This is a genomic window from Ancylobacter sp. (genome assembly GCF_965249975.1).
GTDB lineage: Bacteria > Pseudomonadota > Alphaproteobacteria > Rhizobiales > Xanthobacteraceae > Ancylobacter.
On the sequence record NZ_CBDFNE010000018.1, the window covers coordinates 501269 to 521854 of the forward strand.

15 protein-coding genes and 1 tRNA gene are annotated in these 20586 nt (G+C 66.9%); 10 read left to right on the forward strand and 6 right to left on the reverse strand.

Translation table 11 applies throughout. The annotated features are described in order from the left end of the window. The first annotated feature begins 1 nt into the window (after position 1). From ACP2AH_RS15290 to ACP2AH_RS15300, 3 genes are all read left to right on the forward strand, one after another. Positions 2–1996 carry a 7TM-DISM domain-containing protein gene (locus ACP2AH_RS15290; RefSeq protein WP_425106587.1) on the forward strand — a complete coding sequence of 665 codons (1995 nt, stop codon included), beginning with the start codon at positions 2–4 and terminating at the stop codon, positions 1994–1996. Beyond that, positions 1933–2613 carry a response regulator transcription factor gene (locus ACP2AH_RS15295; protein WP_425106588.1) on the forward strand — a complete coding sequence of 227 codons (681 nt, stop codon included), beginning with the start codon at positions 1933–1935 and terminating at the stop codon, positions 2611–2613. The genes ACP2AH_RS15290 and ACP2AH_RS15295 overlap by 64 nt, the downstream gene beginning before the upstream one ends. A 140-nt stretch (positions 2614–2753) precedes the next feature. Beyond that, positions 2754–5744: an autotransporter outer membrane beta-barrel domain-containing protein gene (locus ACP2AH_RS15300; RefSeq protein ID WP_425106589.1), complete on the forward strand. Its 2991-nt coding sequence runs from the start codon at positions 2754–2756 to the stop codon at positions 5742–5744. A gap of 136 nt (positions 5745–5880) precedes the next feature. Here the strand turns inward: ACP2AH_RS15300 and ACP2AH_RS15305 are convergent, their stop codons facing one another. The 4 genes from ACP2AH_RS15305 to ACP2AH_RS15320 all read right to left on the reverse strand — a co-directional run bounded on the left by ACP2AH_RS15305 (position 5881) and on the right by ACP2AH_RS15320 (position 11403). Continuing rightward, positions 5881–7044 carry an osmoprotectant NAGGN system M42 family peptidase gene (locus ACP2AH_RS15305; protein ID WP_425106590.1) on the reverse strand — a complete coding sequence of 388 codons (1164 nt, stop codon included), beginning with the start codon at positions 7042–7044 and terminating at the stop codon, positions 5881–5883. Beyond that, on the reverse strand, positions 7041–8732 hold the full coding sequence (ngg, locus tag ACP2AH_RS15310; RefSeq protein ID WP_425106591.1) for an N-acetylglutaminylglutamine synthetase: 1692 nt from the start codon (positions 8730–8732) through the stop codon (positions 7041–7043). The genes ACP2AH_RS15305 and ngg overlap by 4 nt, the downstream gene beginning before the upstream one ends. 16 nt (positions 8733–8748) lie before the next feature. Further along, positions 8749–10524, reverse strand: coding sequence for an N-acetylglutaminylglutamine amidotransferase (locus tag ACP2AH_RS15315; protein ID WP_425106592.1), 1776 nt, complete (start codon positions 10522–10524; stop codon positions 8749–8751). 186 nt (positions 10525–10710) lie between these two features. Continuing rightward, complete coding sequence (locus tag ACP2AH_RS15320; protein ID WP_425106593.1) at positions 10711–11403, reverse strand: TetR/AcrR family transcriptional regulator; 693 nt, start codon at positions 11401–11403, stop codon at positions 10711–10713. Positions 11404–11484: 81 nt separating this feature from the next. On the opposite strand from ACP2AH_RS15320, the gene ACP2AH_RS15325 reads away from it, so the two are divergent. The 3 genes from ACP2AH_RS15325 to ACP2AH_RS15335 all read left to right on the forward strand — a co-directional run bounded on the left by ACP2AH_RS15325 (position 11485) and on the right by ACP2AH_RS15335 (position 15454). Next, on the forward strand, positions 11485–12225 hold the full coding sequence (locus ACP2AH_RS15325) for an SDR family NAD(P)-dependent oxidoreductase (RefSeq protein WP_425106594.1): 741 nt from the start codon (positions 11485–11487) through the stop codon (positions 12223–12225). A gap of 241 nt (positions 12226–12466) precedes the next feature. Then, positions 12467–14854 carry a glycosyltransferase gene (locus tag ACP2AH_RS15330; protein ID WP_425106595.1) on the forward strand — a complete coding sequence of 796 codons (2388 nt, stop codon included), beginning with the start codon at positions 12467–12469 and terminating at the stop codon, positions 14852–14854. Between the two features lie 132 nt (positions 14855–14986). Further along, positions 14987–15454, forward strand: a complete 468-nt coding sequence (locus ACP2AH_RS15335; protein ID WP_425106596.1) for a hypothetical protein — start codon at positions 14987–14989, stop codon at positions 15452–15454. A gap of 34 nt (positions 15455–15488) precedes the next feature. On the opposite strand, the gene rnk is transcribed toward ACP2AH_RS15335, so the two are convergent. Further along, positions 15489–15920, reverse strand: a complete 432-nt coding sequence (rnk, locus tag ACP2AH_RS15340; protein WP_425106597.1) for a nucleoside diphosphate kinase regulator — start codon at positions 15918–15920, stop codon at positions 15489–15491. An 835-nt stretch (positions 15921–16755) separates the two neighbouring features. Here rnk and ACP2AH_RS15345 point away from each other — a divergent pair. Then, a complete protein-coding gene (locus ACP2AH_RS15345) occupies positions 16756–17592 on the forward strand; it encodes a class I SAM-dependent methyltransferase (RefSeq protein WP_425106598.1) in 837 nt (278 codons plus the stop codon). A 279-nt stretch (positions 17593–17871) separates the two neighbouring features. Here the strand turns inward: ACP2AH_RS15345 and ACP2AH_RS15350 are convergent. Next, a tRNA-Thr gene (locus ACP2AH_RS15350) sits at positions 17872–17946 on the reverse strand. A 235-nt stretch (positions 17947–18181) separates the two neighbouring features. Between ACP2AH_RS15350 and ACP2AH_RS15355 the strand changes: the two genes are divergently transcribed. From ACP2AH_RS15355 to ACP2AH_RS15365, 3 genes are all read left to right on the forward strand, one after another. Continuing rightward, positions 18182–18403 carry a hypothetical protein gene (locus ACP2AH_RS15355; RefSeq protein WP_425106599.1) on the forward strand — a complete coding sequence of 74 codons (222 nt, stop codon included), beginning with the start codon at positions 18182–18184 and terminating at the stop codon, positions 18401–18403. Positions 18404–18569: 166 nt separating this feature from the next. Next, a complete protein-coding gene (gene murA / locus ACP2AH_RS15360) occupies positions 18570–19859 on the forward strand; it encodes a UDP-N-acetylglucosamine 1-carboxyvinyltransferase (protein ID WP_425106600.1) in 1290 nt (429 codons plus the stop codon). Positions 19860–19964: 105 nt separating this feature from the next. Continuing rightward, on the forward strand, positions 19965–20444 hold the full coding sequence (locus ACP2AH_RS15365; protein ID WP_425106601.1) for a DUF2948 family protein: 480 nt from the start codon (positions 19965–19967) through the stop codon (positions 20442–20444). Positions 20445–20586: the final 142 nt, after the last annotated feature.

Genomic DNA, 20586 nt, shown 5'->3' on the forward strand with positions numbered 1-20586 from the left:
CATGCAACAGCCGGCAGGGATTGAGACGCCACAGGCCGCCGGGCGCGCGCGGGCGCGCGTCACCCACAGCCGCCGTGCCTCGCTTTCGGCGGTCGCCCGCCTGCTCATCCTGCTGCTCCTCGTCGGCGGTGGCGGCGCCATCGCCTGGACGGCGACAATTCACTCGCAAGACCATGTGATCGCCCGCGCCGTGCTTGAGGACCGCGACGGCACCATGACCATCGACGAGGTGACCGGTGCCACCTTCGCGCCCGTCGCGCCCATTCTCACGCGCGGCTACACGCCCTCCGCCACCTGGCTGCGGCTGACCGTCGGGCCGGCCGATGGCGGACCGCTGGTGCTGCGCATCCGCCCGACCTATCTCGACCGCGTCGCCCTGTTCGAACCCGTGCCCGGCCGATCCGGCGTCTGGCGTGAACAGGTCACCGGCGACCGCACGCCCTTCCTCGAACGCGAGATGCCCTCGGTCACGCTCGGCTTCACCATCTGGCCAAGCGGACCGGAGACCACCTATTATCTGCGCCTCACCACCACCAGCACCTCGCTGATGCATGCCGAGGCGCTGCTGCCGCAGGTGGCGGCGCTGCGCGACCTGCACATCCATGTCAGCCAGATCTTCATCCTGGCGCTGCTGCTGTTCATCCTGTTCTGGACCGCCAGCGACTTCGCCCTGAACCACGACATCGTGGTGGGCTGCTTCGCGGTCAACCAGCTGTTCTTCATCAGCTACAACGTGCTGATCATGGGCTACGGCGCCCTGATCTTTCCGAACGCGCCGGTGGGCTTCGTCGACATGCTTACCAGCGTTTCGATCATCGCCACGCCGCTGTTCTCGCTGCTGACCAACCGCCTGCTGCTGCGCCAGTTCGACCTGATCCCGCTGGCGCGCTGGGGCATCGATGCGCTGCTGCTGGCCTTGGTCGTCGCCTTCGGCCTGCTGGCGGCCGGCGCCACCCAGCAGGCGCTGAAGCTGAACGCCCTGGTGGTGGCGCTCATCGTGCTGCTGCTGCCGCTGATGGCGTTCGGCACGCGCCGCGAGGCACCGCCCGGCCGGCTCGTGCTGCGGGTCTTCTATGTCATCCAGGCGGTGGCTCTCCTGCTCACCATGCTGCCGATCCTCGGCGTGCTGCCCGCCTCGACCTGGAACCTCGACGCCAACATCATCCACGGGCTGCTGTCCGACCTGCCCATGTTCGTGCTGCTGGCCCTGCGCTCGCGGGAAGCGCGCGAGCGCGGCATCGAGGCACAGTTGGCGCTCGATCTCACGCGCGGCCAGCTCGAGCTGCAGCGGGCGCAGTTCGAGATGCAGAACCGGTTCATGGCGATGCTCACCCATGAATTGCGCACGCCGCTTTCCGTCATCCGCCTCTGCATCGACACGGCGAAGGTGGCGGGCGAGCCGCGCCGGCTGATCGAGGCCGCCTTCGGCAATATGGAAGGCATCATCGACCGCTGCAGCTTCGCCGACCGCATGGAGCAGAAGGGTCTTGAGGTGGCGCGGGCGCCGGTGGATATCGCGGCGGCGCTGCGAGCGGCGGTGGCGGCGAGTTCCGAGGCCGCCCGCGTCGCGCTGCATGTCGGGGCACTGCCCAGCGTCACCTCCGACGCCCGGCTCATCGCCACAGTGCTGCACAATCTCATCGACAATGCGCTGAAATACTCTCCGGCGGGCTCGACCGTGGAGGTGACGGCTGCGGCGGAGGCGGGCGAGGCCGGCCCCGGTGTGCGGATCACGGTCGAAAATCCCTGCGGGCGCACGGGCGTGCCCGATCCGGCGCGGCTGTTCGAGAAATTCTACCGGGGCCCACACGCGCGCACCAAGAGCGGCTCCGGCCTGGGGCTTTACATCGTCCACGGAATCGTGGACCTCCTTGATGGTTTGATCACATACGATTTCATCGAGGGAAGAGCGCGCTTCAGCGTGTGGTTGCCATGCTCAGCATTGCCGTCGTCGAGGACAATGACGATCTCCGAACCGCCATCGTCAACGCCCTGACCGGCGAGGGCCACCATGTGGTCGGTTTCGACTGCGCCGAAGCCATCGCCGAGCAGGGGCAGGCGCTGCGCATCGACCTCGTCGTCGTCGATCTCAATCTTCCCGGCGAGGATGGGCTGAGCCTCACCCGGAGGCTGCGCGTCACCAATCCCGATATCGGGATCATCATGATGACCGCCCGTACCCGCAGCGACGACAAGCGGATCGGCTATGAGAGCGGTGCGGATATCTATCTGCCGAAGCCGGTTTCGCTGGAGGAACTGACCGCCGCCATTCTGGCGCTGTCGCGGCGCCTGCGCCCGGCCGCGCCGACGCCGACGGGGCTTGTGCTCGATACGGTGCGGCTCACTCTGGTGGGACCAGAGGGTAAAATCAGCCTCTCCGCCCCGGAGGCCGCGCTGCTCGCAGCCTTCGCCCGGGCGCAAGACCACCGGCTGGAGACCTGGCAGATCACCGTCGTGCTCGAACAGGGCGACCGCGCGCCGAACCGCAACGCGCTCACCGTGACCATGTCGCGCCTCTCCGCCAAGCTGCGGCACTGCGGTGGCGGCGCGCATCCGCTGCGCTCGATCCGCAATTGGGGCTACCAGTTCTGCGAGCCCATCATCTTGACCTGAGCGGTGGCTCGCTGGTGACACTGCCTTCGAATACCTCCCGTAATCTTCTGTAATCTTTCACTTCCCGGTTTCGCTACTTTACCGCCCCAGATCGAGGGGTGGATGGGAAACGCTGGGCTATGGGGAAGCTTGAACGCCGGGTGAGCCGCAGGCGCGCCGTCGGGAGAATCGCGGCCGGTGGCGCGCTCGTCGCCGCCTTCTCGGGTCTCAGCCCGCAGGCGCAGGCGGACTGCGTGCGCGACGGCACGGTGGTGACCTGCGCCACGACCTCGCCCGCCGGCTATGAAGAGATCGTCACCAGCGGCCGCACCGACCGGACCGTCAACGTCGCCGCCGATGTGGCCGACGGCATCGAGATCCAGCTGTTGCAGGGCGGAAACATCGACTTCCACCAGAAATCCGGCACCATTACCAACAATTACGGTGACAGCGTCTATCTCAAGACCACCGATGGCAAGGTCACCGGCACCTTCGGCAACATGTCCACCAAGGACAACGCGCTGGAGATCGTAGCGTCGGAAATCGACATCACGGTCAATGGATCGATCACCGGCACGAGCTTCGCCTCCTCCGGCGTGATTTTCAACGATGTCGGCTCGGTGAAGATCACCAATTCGGGTGGCGCCAGCAACGCCATCAGCGGCAACTCGGCCGGGCTCAATGTCTGGCACGCGGACAGCTTCACGCTCATCAACGAAAACGGCAGCAAGATCACCGGCACGACCAAGAGCAGCGGCGGCGTCTTCGCCAACGACATCTCGGGCGATATCTGGGTCTCAAACGACGCCAGCTCGATTACCGGCTCCACCGCTTTCGGCGCTTGGTTCAGCGGCGGCGACCTGACCATTGAGAATGGCAGCGGCACGATATCGGGCACCGATTACGGCATCGATATCTATGATCTCGGCGGCAGCGTGAAGGTCAGCAATGGCAGCGGCACCCTTGCCGGCGTCAGTTCCAGCGGCGCGTCCTTCGTCACCATCGGCGGCGATGTGGAGGTGAAGAACGGCACGGGCGGCAAGATCACCAGCTCGAAGGACTATGCCCTGCTCGCCTATCTCGTCGAGGGCGACACGCGGATCGAGAACAGCGGCGGCCTCATCGCCTCGGCCAAGGGCGGCATCTATGCCGATGGCGCGAGCGTGACCATCATCAACCGTCCCGGTCTCGATGCCGACGAGGTCGAGCAGTTCGGCTTCATCACCGGCGGCATCGTCATCGACAGCGAGGCTTACTCGGCGAAAGACGGCTCGGGCGGCGCCACGCTGACCAACGAGGCCGGCGGCATCATCATCAGCCAGGCACTGCCGGTGCTGGACGGCGAGATCACCCGCGAGCAGATCTCCGCCGCCTCGGCTGTGACGGTGGTGAAGGCCACGGGTGGGCGGATCGAGATCGCCAATGACGGCATTCTCATCGGCCGCGTCCAGCTCACCAAGTCGGACGACCTGTTCGAGAACACCGGCGGCTGGGTGGTGAGCGGCATCAATGATTTCGGTGCCGGCCAGGACGCGCTGACCAACAAGGGCACCATCTACGCGGCGGCCCTCGCCGACACCGCCGAGACGACCCGTTTCGACGGGTTGGAAAGCTTCACCAACCACCGCATCTTCAGCCTCGCCGATGGCGGGGCGGGCGACACGGCGGTATTCGCGGGCGATGTCGCCTTCGCCAAGGGCGCGACCTACATCATCGATGTCGGCTCCGCCGGGCAGGCGGATCTGATCACCGCCGAAGGCAAGGCGACGATCGATTCCGAAGCCGGCATAAGGCTGCGGGCGGTGGACGCCATCGCTTTCGGCACCGACTACCGCGTGCTCAGCGCCGCCGGCGGGGTGACCGGCAATTTCGGTAATGTCGACGGCGAGGTTGAGGTGTCGGCCTTTGTCGGCCTCACCTCGATCAATACCGGCTACGACATCTATGTCCGCTATGATCAGGTGCGCGACTTCACCACCGCCGCCGCGACGCGCGACCAGTTCGCCGTGGCGAACGCGCTCGACACGCTGCCGGGCAAGGGGCCGACAGGCACCCTGCGTAACGCCCTGGCATTCCTTACCACCGACGCGCAGGCGCGTGGCGCCTTCGACCAGCTCGCGGGCGAGGTGTACGCCTCCTCGCAGAGCCTGTTCGTGCAGCAAAGCAGCCTGATCCGCAACGCGCTGATCGACCGGATGCGGGCGGCGCAGGGGGCGGTGGGCGCCTCCGCCGCGCCGGTGCTGGGCTATGCGCCGGCGCCGGGCAGCAGCCCCGCCGCTCGGGCCATCGACGACGGCCTCGCCACTAAGGCCGCTCCGCTTGCGGCGACCACCCCCGAACGGGCGCTGTGGGTGACGGGCTTCGGCTCCTGGACCGATTTCGACGGCAGCGCCAACGCAGCCGGCTTCAACGGCTCGACGGGCGGCTTCCTCATGGGTGGGGATGCCGGGTTTGATGGCGGTTGGCGCCTCGGCGTGGCGGGCGGCTACAGCGCCACCTCGTTCAGCGGGTCGGGCGCCTCCGGCGACAGCGACAACTGGCATATCGGCGCCTATGGCGGCAATCAGTGGGGCGCCCTCGCCCTGCGCGCCGGCCTCGCCTATACGTGGCAGGACGTGTCGACCTCGCGCTCGGTCGCCTTCTCCGGCTTCGCCGACAGCCTGAGCGCCGATTATCACGCCGGCCTGTTCCAGGCCTTCGGCGAGGTAGGCTACCGGGTGGAGACGGCCTTCGCCGCCTTCGAGCCCTTCGCCAATCTGGCTTATGTCAGCCTCGACACCGACAGCTCCGGCGAATGGGGCGGGGCGGCCGCGCTCACAACCCGCGGCAACGACATGGAAACCAGCTTCACCACGCTCGGCCTGCGGGCTGAGAGAGACATGGTGCTGGGCAGCTTCGCGACCACGCTGCGCGCCTCGGCCGGCTGGCGCCACGCCTTTGGCGACATCACGCCGGTGGCAACGCAGGCTTTCCTCGGCTCGGCGGCGTTCGACACGACAGGCGTCGCCCTCGCCGAAGATGCCGCCGTGGTCGAAGCCGGGCTCGATGTGCATGTCGGCGCCGGCGCCACGCTCGGCGTCGCCTATACCGGCCAATATGGCGACGGCGTCACCGAGAACGGCTTCAACGCCAGTTTCAAGCTGAGCTTCTGACACCGACATCGAAATCCGGCGGGATGCGGGTTCCGCCGGTCTTCGCGGGACTGGCGCTCACAAGGCGCCGGCCCCCGCGAGGCCCCGGGTCGCACGGGCGGTGCGCCCCGGGGATGACTTTTCCGCCTCCGGGCGTCTATTCCGCGAGGTCCTCGCTCTCGACGTCGGAGGACAGTTCCTGCACCGCCTCGCGCGTCGGCTGGCGGGTGAAGCCCTTGAGGTCAGCCGTCGGCTGGAAGTCGCGGGTGATCTCCACCGGGCTGACGACATAGGCGGTCACCAGTTCCGCCAGTGAGCGCAGCGCGTGCATGTGGATGCGCTCATAGCCGTGGGACGCATCGACGCCGAAGGTGATGAGCGCGGTGCGCACATCCGCCCCGGCGACCACGGCGCTGGCCGAATCCGAGCGGTAGAAGCGGAACACGTCCTTCTGGTAGCGAATGTCGTTGGCGCGGCACAGTTCCACCAGCTTGCGGGTGAGGTGGTAGTCGAACGGCCCGCTCTGGTCGGCCATGGAAATCGTCACGCCGAACTCGTCGGAGTTCTGCCCCGGCGCGGTGGTGCCGTTGTCGATCACGACAAGCGAAGCAACATCCGCGGTGAGCACGGCGGAGGCGCCGACCCCGACTTCCTCGGCGATCGAGAACAGCCAGTGAATATCCACCGGCGTTTCCGCCTCCGCCTCATGCAGCGCCTTGATCGCCGCCAGCATCACCGCCACCCCGGCCTTGTCGTCGAGATGGCGCGAGACGATGAAGCCGCTGTCGAGGAACTCCGGTTGCGGGTCTATGGCGACGATGTCGCCGATCTCGAAGCCGAGATGATGCAGATCCGCCGCATTGCGCGCCCGCGCATCGACACGCATCTCGACATGCTCCCAGCCGACCGGCAGGTGGTCCACCTCATCGTTGAAGGTGTGGCCGGAGGCCTTCAGCGGCAGGATGGTCCCGCTGTACCCGCCCTTCTCGGTAAACACGGTGCCGCGCGCGCCTTCGGCGAAACGTGCCGACCAGGTGCCGATGGGCACGAGCGACAGCCGCCCGTTCTCCTTCAGCGCCTTCACCTGCGCGCCGAGCGTGTCGACATGAGCGACCAAGGCCCGCGCGCCCAGCGGCGTGCCGCCGGGGCGGACGGCGCGGATGGCACCGCGCCGGGTGAGTTCCACCTTCAGGTCGAAATGGGCGAGTTCCTTGGCGACGAAGCGCACAATCGTGTCGGTGTAGCCGGTGGGGCTGGGGATAGCGAGCAGCCGGCGCAGCACCTTGGCGAGGTACTCCGCGTCGATGGTCAGCCGCGTCATGCCTCCGCCCTCCCCTGCGGCGCGTCCATAGCGTGGCGCACCCCGGCGGGAATGGCGAGGGGAAAGAGCAGATCGATGAAGCGCTCGGCGGTGGGCTGCGGCTCGTGATTGGCGAGACCGGGACGTTCATTGGCCTCGATGAAGGCATAGTCCGGCCCGGTGGGCGATTTCACCATCAAGTCCACCCCGACGACGGGTATGTCGATGGCCCGCGCCACCTTGATGGCGGCGTCCACCAGCGTGGGATGCACCATGTCGGTGATGTCATGGATGGTGCCGCCCGTGTGCAGATTGGCCGTGCGCCGCACCTTCAGCTCTTTGCCGGCCGGCAGGACATCCTCCATCGAGAAGCCGGCATCGCGCACGGTGCGTTCCGTCTCCCCGTCGCAGGGAATGCGCGATTCCCCTGAAGTCGCAGCGGCGCGCCGGCGGCTCTGCGCCTCGATCAGCGCGCGCACCGTGCAGCGCCCGTCGCCGACCACCGTGGCCGGGCGGCGGATGGCAGCGGCGACCACGCGGTAGTTGATAACGACCAGCCGCACATCCTCGCCCTCAACGCACTCCTCGACCAGCACCTCGCTGCAGTATTTGCGCGCCTCGGCGATGGCAGCGTCGAGTTCGTCCAGCGAGGCGACGCCGACGCTGACCCCCTGCCCCTGCTCGCCGCGCGCCGGCTTCACCACAAGGCGGCCATGGCGCTTGAGGAAGGCGGCGATCTCCTCCATCGGCGCGCTGGTGGTGAGCTGTGCCGGCACGCGCACGCCGGCCTCGGAGACGATGCGGCGGGTGATGCTCTTGTCGTCGCAGATCGACATCGCCACCGCCGAGGTCAGTTCCGACAGGCTCTCGCGGCAACGCACCGTGCGCGCACCGAAAGCGAGCCGAAAGAAGCCGCCGGCGGGGTCGATCGGCTCCACCAGAATGCCGCGGCGGCGGGCCTCATTGATGATGATCTGGGCATAGGGATTATAGCCCTCACCCTGCTCGGGCCCGGCGAACAGCTTCTCGTTGATCGGGTTCTTGCGCTTCACCGTGAAGAAGGTCACCCGCTCGAAGCCGAGCTTCTCGTAGAGCGCGATAGCCTGCGCGTTGTCGTGCATCACGGAGAGATCGAGAAAGGCCGCGCCCTGCTGCGCGAAGCGTTCGGCGAGGCAGCGCACCAGCGCCTCGCCAATGCCGGGCTGGCGCGCCTGCGGATCAACCGCGAGGCACCAGAGCGATGTGCCGCGCGCCGGATCGTCGAAGGCGAGGCGGTGGTCGACACCGGTCACCGTGCCGACGATTCGCCCCGTCGCCTCATCCTCGGCCACGAGATAGGTGAGCGGGTCGGGCGCGCGCGGCGACTGGAAGAACTCCAGCGGCACCGTCACCATGCCGCGCGAGGCATAGATGCGGTTGATGGCGTCGGCATCCGCCCCCGTTTCCAGCGGGCGGATGCGAAAGCCCGCCGGCGGCCGCTCGGATGGTTGATAGCGCGAGAGATCCAGCCGGAACGTGTGGGAGGGATCGAGGAACACTTCCTGCGGCGCGTGCGAGAGCAGCACATGCGGCTCCTCGACATAGACGGCGATGTCGCGCCGGTCCGGCCCTTCCTCGCGCAGCGTGTCCACGAGATCGGGCAGGCTGTCGAAGGTCTGGCCGAAGATCAGCCGGCCCCAGCCGACATTGAGAGCGCAATTGCGTGTCATATCGCGTCCCTCCCGCTCAGACGCCGTGCGACTGGAGCCACATCTCCAGCAGCGCCACCTGCCACAGCTCGGAACCGCGCAGCGGCGTGATGTGGGAGACGGGATCGGCGAACAGCGTGTCGAGATAGTCCTGCCGGAACAGCCCGCGCTCGCGCGCCGCCTGCGAACCCAGCACGTCGCGCACCAGGTCGAGATAGGGGCCGGAGATGTATTTGAGCTGCGGCACCGGGAAATAGCCCTTGGGCCGGTCGATCACCTCATGCGGCACGACGAGCCGGGCGGCCTCCTTCAGCACGCCTTTGCCGCCCTGCGCCAGCTTGTATTCCGGCGGGATGGTGGCGGCGAGCTCCACCAGCTCATGGTCAAGGAAGGGCACGCGCGCTTCCAGCCCCCAGGCCATGGTCATGTTGTCGACCCGCTTCACCGGATCGTCGACCAGCATCACCTGCGAATCCAGCCGCAGCGCCCGGTCCACCGGCGTGGCCGCACCCTCCGCCCGAAGATGGGCGGCGACGAAGTCGCGGCTGACATCGGCCTCAGTGAGCCATTGCGGATTGAGCTGCCGGGTGAGCGTGGCGTGCTCGCGGTCGAAGAAGCCGCGTGCGTAGTCGCCGACCACATCGTCGCTGTCCGCGAGCGGCGGATACCAGTGATAGCCGGCAAACACTTCGTCCGCCCCCTGGCCGGACTGCACCACCTTGATCGATTTCGAGACTTCGCGCGAGAGCAGGTAGAAGCCGATATTGTCATAGGACACCATCGGTTCGGACATGGCGTGGATGGTGTCGGGCAGCGCCCCCATCAGGTCGGAGGACGGCACGAAGATCTTGTGGTGGTTGGTGCCGAAGTGCTTGGCAATCAGGTCGGAATAGACGAACTCGTCGCCCTTCTCGCCATTGGCCTCCTCGAAGCCGATGGAATAGGTGGCGAGATCACGCTGCCCCTCCTGCGCCAGCAGGCCGACGATGATCGAGGAATCCACCCCGCCCGACAGCAGCACGCCCACCGGCACATCCGCCACCATGCGCCGGCGCACGGCGGTGCGTAGCGCCTCCAGCACCTGGTCGCGCCAGTCCTGCGCGGTGAGGTTCGAATCCTCCGTACGGCGCTCATAGGGCGGGCGCCAATAGACGCGCTCGGTGAAGGTGCCGTCCGGCGCATAGCGGCGCACCGTCGCCGGCGGCAGCTTGCGCACGCCCTTGAGAATGGTGCGCGGCGGCGGCACCACGGCGTGGAAGCTCATGTAATTGTGCAGGGCGTCGCGGTCGATCGAGGTGTCGACATCCCCCGCCGCCAGCAGCGCCGGCAGGCTGGAGGCGAAGCGCAAGCGCTTGTTACCTTCCGTGTAGTAGAGCGGCTTGATGCCGAAACGGTCGCGCGCCAGCATCACCGCGCCGCTGTCGCGATCGGCGATGGCGAAGGCGAACATGCCATGGAAGCGCTCGACGCAGGACTCGCCCCAGGCGTGATAGGCCTTGAGGATCACCTCGGTGTCGCCCTGCGAGAAGAAGCGGTAGCCCTTGGCTTCCAGCGCGGCGCGCAGCTCGGGGTAATTGTAGATGCAGCCATTGAAGGTCAGGGTCAGCCCTAGTTCGGGATCAACCATAGGCTGCGCGGCTTTATCGGAGAGATCGATGATGCGCAGGCGGCGATGCCCGAAGGCGACAGGTCCCCGCGCTTCCAGCCCGGCCCCGTCGGGCCCGCGCGGCGCGAGCACATCCATCATGGACGCGATGGCGCGCGCATCCGCGAAGGCCCCATCAAAGCGAACGTCTCCGGCAATTCCACACATACGGCTCTCGGTCTCCTGTGGCTGGGGCGTTGGCCCGGGGAGCGGTCGCATCGTCCGATCCGACCTACTCCGATAGGGATAAGCACAGGGAGCGCGTTTCGTTTCATCGCGACCACCGGCTTTCGAGCCGAGGGCGCGCCGCCTCCATGTCGTTGCGCGGCTAAGAAACAGGCTGGGGGACGTGTATCAGGGCGCCGCCCCGTCGGGCGTGGCCTCGGCGTCTCGCGCCTGCCGGATGCGGGCGTCGACACCCTGGAGCGCCACCTCGGCCACCGCTTCCAGATCCGCCCGGCCGACGCCGTCGCGGGCGAGAAGCGACATCCCGCCCTGCACGGTCTGGAGGAAGCGGGCGAGGCCGTGGGCATCGAGGCCGACGGGCAATTCGCCTTCCGCCACGCCACGCGCCAGCCGCGCGGTCAGGCGCTCCAGCGTCGATCCGCGGGCGGTGCGCAGACGGTCGCACAGGGCGGGATGCGCCTCGCCGTCCACCGCCGCGAGCGCCACCATGCAGCCATGGGGAATGTCGGCGCGGCAGCCGGTCAACGCCGCGGCGGAATCGAACAGCAGCGCGGCAATCGCCTCGCGCGCCGTTGGCGCCGCCTGGAAGCCGGCCCAGACCAACCCCTCATAGCTCTGCCCGTAATGACCGAGAGCCTCGACATAAAGCGCCTCCTTGCAGCCGAAGGCGGCATAGAGGCTGGGGGCACCGATGCCCATGGCGGCGGTGAGATCGGCGACAGAGGTCGCCTCATAACCCTTGGTCCAGAACAGCCGCATCGCCTGCGCCAGAGCCGCCTCCCGATCGAAGGCGCGCGGGCGCCCCCGGTGGCGGGCCGGGCCGGCGGGACGGTTCGGGGCGGGGCCGTCTGAATTCTGCATCGCTCGATATATAAAGGCTTGACCGCTCCGATCAATCGCTTTAGCCATTTATGTATCAATCACTATATAAATTGATCGAACATGAGTGAACTCACCGGAAAGCGCGCCTTGGTGACGGGCGCCTCGCGCGGCATCGGGGCGGCCATTGCCCTGGCACTGGCGGAAAAGGGCGCGGATGTCGCTCTCACCTATGAGCGCTCGGCGGAGCGCGCGGGAGACGTGGTAAGCCGCATCGAGGCTCTCGGCCGGCGCGGGCTGGCGATCCAGGCCGACAGCGCGGACCCCGAAGCGGTGCGGCGCTCGGTCGACGAGGCGGTGGCGGGACTCGGCGGGCTCGACATTCTCGTCAACAATGCCGGCATCGCCCGCCAGGGCCCGGTGGCGGAGATCAGCCTCGCCGATCTCGACGCGCTCCTGAACGTCAATGTTCGCGCGGTGGTGCTGGCCTCGCAGGCGGCGATCCCGCATCTGAAGGCCGGCGGCCGCATCATCTCCATAGGCTCCTGCCTTGGCGAGCGCGTGCCCTTTGGCGGCGTGACGGTCTACTCGATGACCAAATCGGCACTGCTGTCCTTCACGCGCGGCCTCGCCCGCGAGCTCGGCCCGTCCGACATCACGGTGAATGTGGTCCAGCCCGGCGCCACCGACACCGACATGAACCCCGCCCATGGCGAGCAGGCGGACGGGATGCGGTCGCTCACCCCGCTCGGTCGCTACGGCAGCCCGGACGACATCGCCGCCGCGGTCGCCTTCCTCGCCAGCCCCGCAGCACGGCAGATCAGCGGCACCGCCCTCACCGTGGATGGCGGCTTCAACGCCTGACCCCGCCATCTACGGGGCCGGCGGCAAGGCGGGCCGCAAAGCTCGAGAACACATTCGGGAGGCGATGCGCTCATCGCCTCCCTCTCCGTCATCCGGCAATCGTTCACGAGGGGAAAACTGGCGCCCTCGGTTGACGGTCGCAAGCACGTGACCTACGAATTGTAGATTATAATATTTCGCATTATCGACACTCCTTCACCTCGCTGATTTTTCTCTGCGCCCAAAAGGCTCATCTTGCGCAATGTCGATCGATGACTCTCGTGTCCGCTATTGGCTTGTCGGCGAGAATACGCAGAATTTCGGCGATTATATTTCTGAATACTTAACATCATACCTCTTCTTCGACCATCGGCCCGGCACGTCCGGCATCCACATCATCGGCAGCGTGATCGACGACATCTTCGTCCCGCCGCAGGCCGGGAGGGAACGCCCTGTCGTGTTCTGGGGATGCGGCGTGCGCGAACCCGGAGGTTTGTCGCGGGCAAACTGGCCGTCCACCGAGATTCGCGCCGTGCGGGGCCCGTTGAGCGCCGCCGAACTCGACCTCGGCGCCGATGTGCCGCAAGGCGACCCGGCGTTTCTCCTTCCCGCGCTTTACCGCCCGCGAAAGCTGGAGGCGCTGCGTGGAAAGACCCTTTGCATCCCGCATTTCCATGACACGCGCGACGATGACGCTCTTCGCGCCGCCTCGGGCTGCGATGTGGTGGTGCGCAGCACGATCGCGCCGTCCGAGAAGGCACTGACCGATGTCATCGACGCGATCTTCTCCGCCGACTTCGTGCTCGCTTCGGCCATGCATGCCTGTCTGGTCGCCGCGGCCTATCGGCGGCCCTTCGCCTTCTGGAGCGGAAGGAGCATCGACCTGCCGTTCAAATGGCGGGATGCGGCGCTGTCGCTCAGCATGCCCTGCGTCTTCGTTTCCCATATCGACGAGGGTCGGCGCCATTATGCCGAGGCCATCGCGCCCGCGATCCGGCTGCCGGACATGCGGCCGAGCCTGCTGCGTGCGCCGCTGCTGGTCCGGGCCTCGGGGCTCGCCGCGGTCCTTCGATGGTATCGTGAAAACCCGCCCGCCGGGGGGCCCACCGACCCGGTGGAGGACACCGAGGCCCTCGCCCGCTTCGCGACGGATCAGCAGCGGCTGTTCGACAGCATCGTGGCGGCCTCGCTCGGTCGTCAGCCGCCCGCGAAAGCGCTTGCCCCCCCTCCCCACCCCGCGCTTTTCCTCAAAATGCTGTTTCAAGGTGACGGCACGCCGAGGCTGGCCCTGCGCCGCCTGCTGTTCCACACCAGCGGCAAGCCGCGCCGCCTGCTGCGTCGCTGGCTCATGCGCCATGGTGCGCCGCCCCGCCCCCTTCACCCCTGGATGCGCAGCGACGCCTACCGGGCCTTGCCCAAGGCCTTCGGTCTTCCTCCAGTCGCCATACCCCGCACCCGTGCTCTCCGCGTCCCGGACGGAGCCTCAGCCGTGCGGTCGGAACGCCCGCCCGCCGGAATCCCGATCATTGAGGGCCGCCGCCGGGTGCTCCTCATCGATGGCGCGTATCCCACGCCCGACCGGGACTCCGGCTCCATCGACGCGGTCTATTTCGTACGTATCTTCAGGAAGCTCGGATACAGCGTCTATTTCAGTACCACCGGCAGTTTCAGCTCCGGCGCACTGAGCCCCGCTCAGAGAGCTGCCAGGGCGCAGCTTCAGCGCATGGGCGCGATCGTTATGGACGATGTCTATGCGCGCAGCATCAAGGATCTCATCCGCGCCAATGGCTTCCTGTTCGATCTCTTCTTTCTGTCCCGCGTGCATGCCGGCGGGCAATTCTATGAGACGGTGCGCGCGCACGCCCCAGACGCACGGATCCTCTTCAACTCGGTAGACCTGCATTATGTGCGGGAAGGCCGGGAAGGCTGTCTCGAAGGTAACAAGAGCAAGATCGACGCCGCACGCGCGACCCGCGAGAGAGAACTGCACTTGGTGCGCCACGCGGACGCAACCCTCGTCGTCTCGGAGGAGGAACTGACGCTGCTGCGCAAAGAGGCGCCGGAAGCCCGCGTGCACGCCTTCCCGCTGATCCGCGACATTGCCGGCCGGGGCGCCGATTTTGCCGCGCGGCGGCATATCGGCTTCATCGGCGGCTACAAGCATCAGCCCAATATCGACGCCGTCCAGCATTTTCTCGAAGCGATATGGCCCCGCATCCTCGCTGAACTGCCGGAGGCGCAGTTCCACCTCATGGGGGCCGATATGCCCGATTGCCTAAGCGCTCGGACAGATCCCGGCCTGGTGATCGTGGGCCATGTGCCGGATTTGCGCGCCGCCTTCGAAGACATGCGGCTGACCGTGGCGCCCCTGCGCTATGGCGCCGGTGCGAAGGGCAAGGTGCTCTCCAGCCTGACCCACGGCGTGCCCTGCATCTGCACCTCGATCGCCGCCGAGGGGATGCAGCTGGATGACGACGGAGGTATTCTCGTCGCCGACGCCCCCGATGACTTCGCCGCGCTGGTGGTTCGCGCCTATCGCGACGAGCCATTGTGGCAGCAGCTTTCGTCCGATGGACTGCGCCGTGCGGAGGAACATCACAGCTTCGCGGCCGGCCTTGCCCGCATGACCGCGATTGCCAAAACTCTCTAGAACCGGGAGCTGAGCCCGGCGCGAGAGCCCTCGCCCGTGCCGTCGCGATCCGCGCTCACCCTCGCACGGCGGCTCCAGCCTTTTGATCCGCCATGCCCTATAATCGCTACAGCTTTGCCGTAGGCCGCAGGCATGAACAAAGCTGCACCCGTGCCGCCCGCCGTGAATCGCCTGCTTTATGGAGCGGCGTTCGCCTGCGTCCTCATCATCGTGATCCTCTCCCTGCTTCCCGCGGAGGAGATGCCGCGCACGGGCATTCCCGACGGCACCGACCACTTCATCGCCTATTGGGGCACCGGCGGCCTGATGGCGCTCGCCTTCCGGGGCAGGGGCGCCGTGCTGGCGCTTGCGGGCCTTGCCCTGGTCGGCCTTGGCGGGCTCATGGAGGTGCTCCAGCAGCTCTCGCCCGGCCGTTCGACGACATGGAGCGACTTTCTCATGAGCGGTGGTGGGGCGGTTACCGGTCTGCTCATGGGAACCATAGCGGCCCGTGCCATCAGCTACGGGCGCCGGCACTACAATGAGCGCCTCGGCAGCCTGCCCCACCTCAGAGCCCCCACACCGCCGACGCCTGCGCCTGTTCGGCAAGGGCGTCCTTGATCGGTGGACCGCCTGTCGGATGAGGCCGGCTCCCTCAGGAGCCGACGCCAGCCAAATCGCCGCTGACAGCCTCCTCGTCCGCTTCCACGCTGACGACCGTGAGCGTATGGACCGTGCCGTCACGAGCCGTCCACTTCATCGACTGCCCCCCTGAAAGCCCGATCAACGCGACCCCCATGGGCGTCATCACGGACACCTTCCCCGCCAGAATATCGGCCTCTCCGGGGAGAACGAGCGTGACGGTGCGGTCGTCCCCGTCATCCGTGGTGAACCTGAACCGCGAGCCGAGGCGCACGAACGGGGAGCCGGGCTTCTCCACGGCGACAACCCGCGCCCGGTCCAGCTCGGTGTAAAGCTCCTCGGCAAGATCGGGATGGCGGGACGCATAGCCGTCCGCCAGCTTCGTCAGGCGTGCGTGGTCGTCGCTTGTGATGAGGATGGCCGGCTTGCGGCTGGCGAGTGCCATTGAAATCTCCAATTGAAATGGACGCAGAGCGCGGCGCGCGCTTCGCGTGTCGTTGGTCAGATGATGTGGATTGTGCCGCCCAAGGCGGCTTCGCGGCCTACAGCCTGAGACCACGCGCCCCGGTGCTAGGGCGCAGAGCGGCCCAGCCGGGGGCTAGTGTCCCGCGATGGGACACACCCGAAAGTGTCGATGCTGTGCGCGCGCGATCGTCATAACTGGAAATTGGGGGCGGTCTGCCCCAAAGTCAAACCCCGGAAGCCGAGGGAAGGGTAGCGCCGCACGCGAACACGGGCCGTCGCCACCTTAGCCACGTCCCCAGCCGCCCCCTCGCGTGGCGAGATCAGACGTTCCGCTCCATCGACAGCGCCGCGTCCACCCGCACCGTTCCGGATGTCCGAGAGAGACGACCCCAACCGTCCGGGCGAACGCACGGCTGGATAGAAATTGCGACAAGGTCAGCAGAAACCGCCACAGCTACGAGCCGCTTTGCGCTCGGAAACGCTTGTCATCAAACCAGGGTGTCCGTTCCCGATAAGATTCCGGCGGAAAATGCTGTGGGGAAAGCGCCATGCCGACAGTAGCCTCCGCGTGAGCGGCGCCGAGCCTGTTAGGATGACGGGCTTTGGAAGATAACGCTGAAGATCGCGTAAGCTCTGGTCACTTGGTCGGAAGATCGGGTCTGTCGAATGCAATTTGGCGCGCAGAGGCTCGGAATCGGCCACGCATGTCGTCTCTCAGGGGAAACCCCGGCGCAGGGTACGTCCTTGCAGGACGACCTTGCGTGACATCACGGATCTGGAATTTTCATTTTAAATCGTAAGTCGGGCTTGATCGCATGTCCTATGATTTTTCTCCCACTGATTTTTCGGCGGAAGAAGCTCTCAAATGGTTCGAAGAATGTGGAGACACCGACGCCGGCTATCTACTGGCGCACTGGAGCCGATTTCAATCGACTTATGAATTTGCCATGGCCCCGGTCGATAAGAGGGCCAGACTCGATGTACTGGATGTCGGATGCCACTGGCTGCACAACGCACTTCTTTATGCGCGAGCGGGCCACAGATTAACCTGCATCGATGGATCGGCTCTGGTTGAGCATGCGAGCGTCATCGCGGCGGCTGAGCGCATGGCGGCCAGGCTGCTGCCCATGCGCCGCATGGAAACCGGTGATGGCCTGCGGGCGCTTGCGGACAACAGCATTGATCTCGTGCTTTTTTGCGAGATCATCGAAAATATTGCCTTCAACCCAATTCCGTTCTGGAAGGAAATCTACCGCATTCTTCGCCCAGGCGGACGGATTGTTATCACCACGCCAAATGCTTTTTATCACCGATCGATCGATACGCAGATGAACCGTCTTCTGTCGGGCCGCGGCGGCTTTGGAATCACCGTGAACGACATCCTGGCGACCGGGACATATGGCCACCACTGGAAAGAATACAGCCTACCTGAACTGAGAGACTATTTTGCCAAGCTGTCCCGTGACTTTGACACGTCGCGCCATGCCATGCCGACGCGCGAGGAGGATCGGAACGCAATGCTGGGGCCGATTTCCGAGCTCGTAGCGGATTGCGCCGATGTCAGGGCACATTCGATCTATCTCGATGTGGTGCTGACCCAGAAGGATGCCGGAATCAGCATCTCGCCGCCCTGGATTCCACCGCAGTCATAAGGCGGGCGTGGGTGGACGGCGGGTCGGCCGCCGGCGTTGGCGCAACGAGCGATGATACCACTATGGATTCCCCCGCCAGCGTTGCCGCGCTTGGCGGGGTTTGCTTTTTGGGGGTCAGGCGGTTCCACCCTCATTCGCGCGTGCACGCCGGACGGCCCGGGAACCAACGCCCCGGATTCTCTCCCAGTCTCGATGCAACAGACACGGGTTTTTACGCTCCGACGCATGGGGGAGCAGGGACAGGCTTCGCGCTTAAATGTTGATTTTCCTTGGGAAAAATGGTGCTGCGAGAGAGGATTGAACTCTCGACCTCTCCCTTACCAAGGGAGTGCTCTACCACTGAGCTACCGCAGCGCCGGCTGTTGGTGGGCAGGGCCACCAAGGCGCGGGGACGTTTGCCACAGTGCGCCGGTCGGCGCAAGCGTCCGCCGTGCAAATCGCCAAAGCCAATCCCCAAGCCTGTGCATGCCGTGGACAAGCCGGCGTGCCACGGTGCCTGCAAGGCCCCTCACCCGCCGGTCGGGTCGGCCCTTCCGCACGTAGGCGGGCCGCAGTAGAAGTTCGGATCACCGGCGGACGAGGCGCGCCGGTGGCGAAGCTGAACGCGGAGGCGGCGGGAATGAGTGGCGAGGGAGAAGTCGAGCGGGCCGAGCGGCTCGCCGCCGCGCTGCGCGCCAATCTCGCCCGGCGCAAGCAGCAGGCGCGCGGGCGCAGGGAGAGTCCGCCGGCGACCGAGGCGCCCGCCCCCTCCGAACCGCCGCACGCCGGGACGCGGCCGCAGACGCCAGGCAGCCCCGACGGCGAGGGTTGAGCGCGCGTTGTCGCAGGCCGCGCCCCGCGCTAAAGATGACGGGAACAAGGATGGGGCGCCACGAATCGGCCCCATCGCCCAGACATGCCGCTGCCGACAGGCGCCGGACGCGACCGGATCGCGCGGGTCGCGACCGCTGTCGCGCGCTGAAGGAGTACCTGACCTCATGGACCGCATCCGCATCGTCGGCGGCAATCCGCTCAACGGGACGATCCCGATCTCCGGCGCCAAGAACGCCGCCCTGCCGCTGATGGTCGCCGGCCTGCTCACCGACGAGAAGCTCATTCTGGAGAATGTCCCGCGTCTCGCCGATGTCTCGCAGCTGCAGCGCATTCTCGGCAATCATGGCATCGACATCACGGTGAACGGCAAGCGGCGCGGCGACGACGCCAATGCCGGGCAGACGCTGGAGATCGACGCGCGGGTGATCGTCGACACCACGGCGCCCTATGAGCTGGTGTCCAAGATGCGGGCGAGCTTCTGGGTCATCGGCCCGCTGCTGGCGCGCATGGGCGAGGCCAAGGTCTCGCTGCCCGGCGGCTGCGCCATCGGCACGCGTCCCGTCGACCTGCACATCGCGGCGCTGGAAGCGCTGGGCGCCGAGATCGAGATCGACGCGGGCTATGTGCTGGCCCGCGCGCCGAAGGGGCTGAAGGGCGGGCGCATCGTCTTCCCGAAGGTGACGGTCGGCGCCACCCATACCGCGCTGATGGCGGCGAGCCTCGCCGACGGCGAGACGGTGATCGAGAACGCCGCGCGCGAGCCGGAAATCGTCGATGTCGCCGACTGCATCAACGCCATGGGCGGGCGCATCGAGGGACAGGGCACCTCCACCATCCGCATCACCGGCGTGCCGCGGCTGCGCGGCGCGCGCCACAGCGTGCTGCCCGACCGTATCGAGACCGGCACCTATGCCATGGCGGTGGCGATGACCGGGGGCGACGTGCTGCTCGCCGGCGCGCGCGCCGATTTGCTGGAGACGGCGCTCGACACGCTGCGCGAGGCGGGGGCGGAGATTTCCGTTTCCAATGAAGGGCTGCGGGTGAAGCGCAACGGCGCCGGCATCTCCCCGGTGACGGTGACGACCGAGCCTTTCCCCGGCTTCCCCACCGACCTTCAGGCGCAGCTGATGGCGCTGACCACCCGGGCACGCGGCACCTCGCACATCACCGAGACGATCTTCGAGAACCGCTTCATGCATGTGCAGGAGCTCGCCCGGCTCGGCGCCCGCATTCATCTCGACGGCGAAACCGCCACCATCGAGGGAGTGGAACGGCTGAAGGGCGCCCCGGTCATGGCCACGGATCTGCGCGCCTCGGTGTCGCTGGTCATCGGCGCGCTCGCCGCCGAGGGCGAGAGCATGATCCACCGCGTCTATCACCTCGATCGCGGTTTCGAGCGGCTGGAGGAGAAGCTCTCCGCCTGCGGCGCCGAAATCGAGCGTCTGGCGGGCTGAGCCCGGCTACGCAGTCTTCCGCGGCCGCTTGGTCGTCCTCAGCCCCTTGCCGCAACGGGGTTGCGGCGCCATCTGTGCCGCGAGTGAGGCGGCGGAGAGAACGACATGGCCGGTTTGAAGCTGGTGGCGCTGGACACCGAGGATCTCGCGGTCCTCTCGGTGCATCTGCAGGACGCGGTGGTCGCGATCGGCGACATGACCTTCCTGCCGAAGGAGCGGCGCTTCGTGCTGCTCGCCAACCGGTTCGACTGGGAAAAGGCGATCCAGGCCGAGGCGATGGCCGATGCCGACGCCCCCATCGGCGCGGCGGCGGCCGCCGCCGGCCCCTGCGTGCGCCGCCGGGCAGGGCTGCGCTTCGAGCGGGTGCTGGGCGCCCGGGTGCGCGGCATCGACCTCAAGAAGAAACAGGGCGTGCTCAACCTGCTGGCGGTCACTTTCCAGGAAATCGACGCCCCCTCCGGCATCGTCACCTTCCTGTTCTCGGGCGGTGGCGAGGTGCAGCTCGATGTCGAGTGCATGGAAGCCGGGCTGGAAGATCTCGGCCCCGCCTGGGACGCCAAGGGCACGCCCTGCCACGAGGCGTGAGCGCGCGGCAGCCTTCCGCGCGCGCTTCCCTTGCGAATGTCCTTGTCTTCGGCAAGCCCGGTTGCGATAGGACAGGGGAACAGGCAGCGGCGCCCCGCGCGACCTGACGCCCCCTGCGGCGTCGGGTCGACGGCCGGCAAGT

What these genes read in the sequence shown, in the direction of transcription:
- ACP2AH_RS15290 (WP_425106587.1), top strand. Translation starts at nt 2, where the DNA reads ATGCAACAGCCGGCAGGGATTGAGACGCCACAGGCCGCCGGGCGCGCG.
- ACP2AH_RS15295 (WP_425106588.1), top strand. Translation starts at nt 1,933, where the DNA reads ATGCTCAGCATTGCCGTCGTCGAGGACAATGACGATCTCCGAACCGCC.
- ACP2AH_RS15305 (WP_425106590.1), bottom strand. Translation starts at nt 7,044, where the DNA reads ATGACGCGGCTGACCATCGACGCGGAGTACCTCGCCAAGGTGCTGCGC.
- ngg (WP_425106591.1), bottom strand. Translation starts at nt 8,732, where the DNA reads ATGACACGCAATTGCGCTCTCAATGTCGGCTGGGGCCGGCTGATCTTC.
- ACP2AH_RS15315 (WP_425106592.1), bottom strand. Translation starts at nt 10,524, where the DNA reads ATGTGTGGAATTGCCGGAGACGTTCGCTTTGATGGGGCCTTCGCGGAT.
- ACP2AH_RS15320 (WP_425106593.1), bottom strand. Translation starts at nt 11,403, where the DNA reads ATGCAGAATTCAGACGGCCCCGCCCCGAACCGTCCCGCCGGCCCGGCC.
- ACP2AH_RS15325 (WP_425106594.1), top strand. Translation starts at nt 11,485, where the DNA reads ATGAGTGAACTCACCGGAAAGCGCGCCTTGGTGACGGGCGCCTCGCGC.
- ACP2AH_RS15330 (WP_425106595.1), top strand. Translation starts at nt 12,467, where the DNA reads ATGTCGATCGATGACTCTCGTGTCCGCTATTGGCTTGTCGGCGAGAAT.
- ACP2AH_RS15335 (WP_425106596.1), top strand. Translation starts at nt 14,987, where the DNA reads ATGAACAAAGCTGCACCCGTGCCGCCCGCCGTGAATCGCCTGCTTTAT.
- rnk (WP_425106597.1), bottom strand. Translation starts at nt 15,920, where the DNA reads ATGGCACTCGCCAGCCGCAAGCCGGCCATCCTCATCACAAGCGACGAC.
- ACP2AH_RS15345 (WP_425106598.1), top strand. Translation starts at nt 16,756, where the DNA reads ATGTCCTATGATTTTTCTCCCACTGATTTTTCGGCGGAAGAAGCTCTC.
- murA (WP_425106600.1), top strand. Translation starts at nt 18,570, where the DNA reads ATGGACCGCATCCGCATCGTCGGCGGCAATCCGCTCAACGGGACGATC.
- ACP2AH_RS15365 (WP_425106601.1), top strand. Translation starts at nt 19,965, where the DNA reads ATGGCCGGTTTGAAGCTGGTGGCGCTGGACACCGAGGATCTCGCGGTC.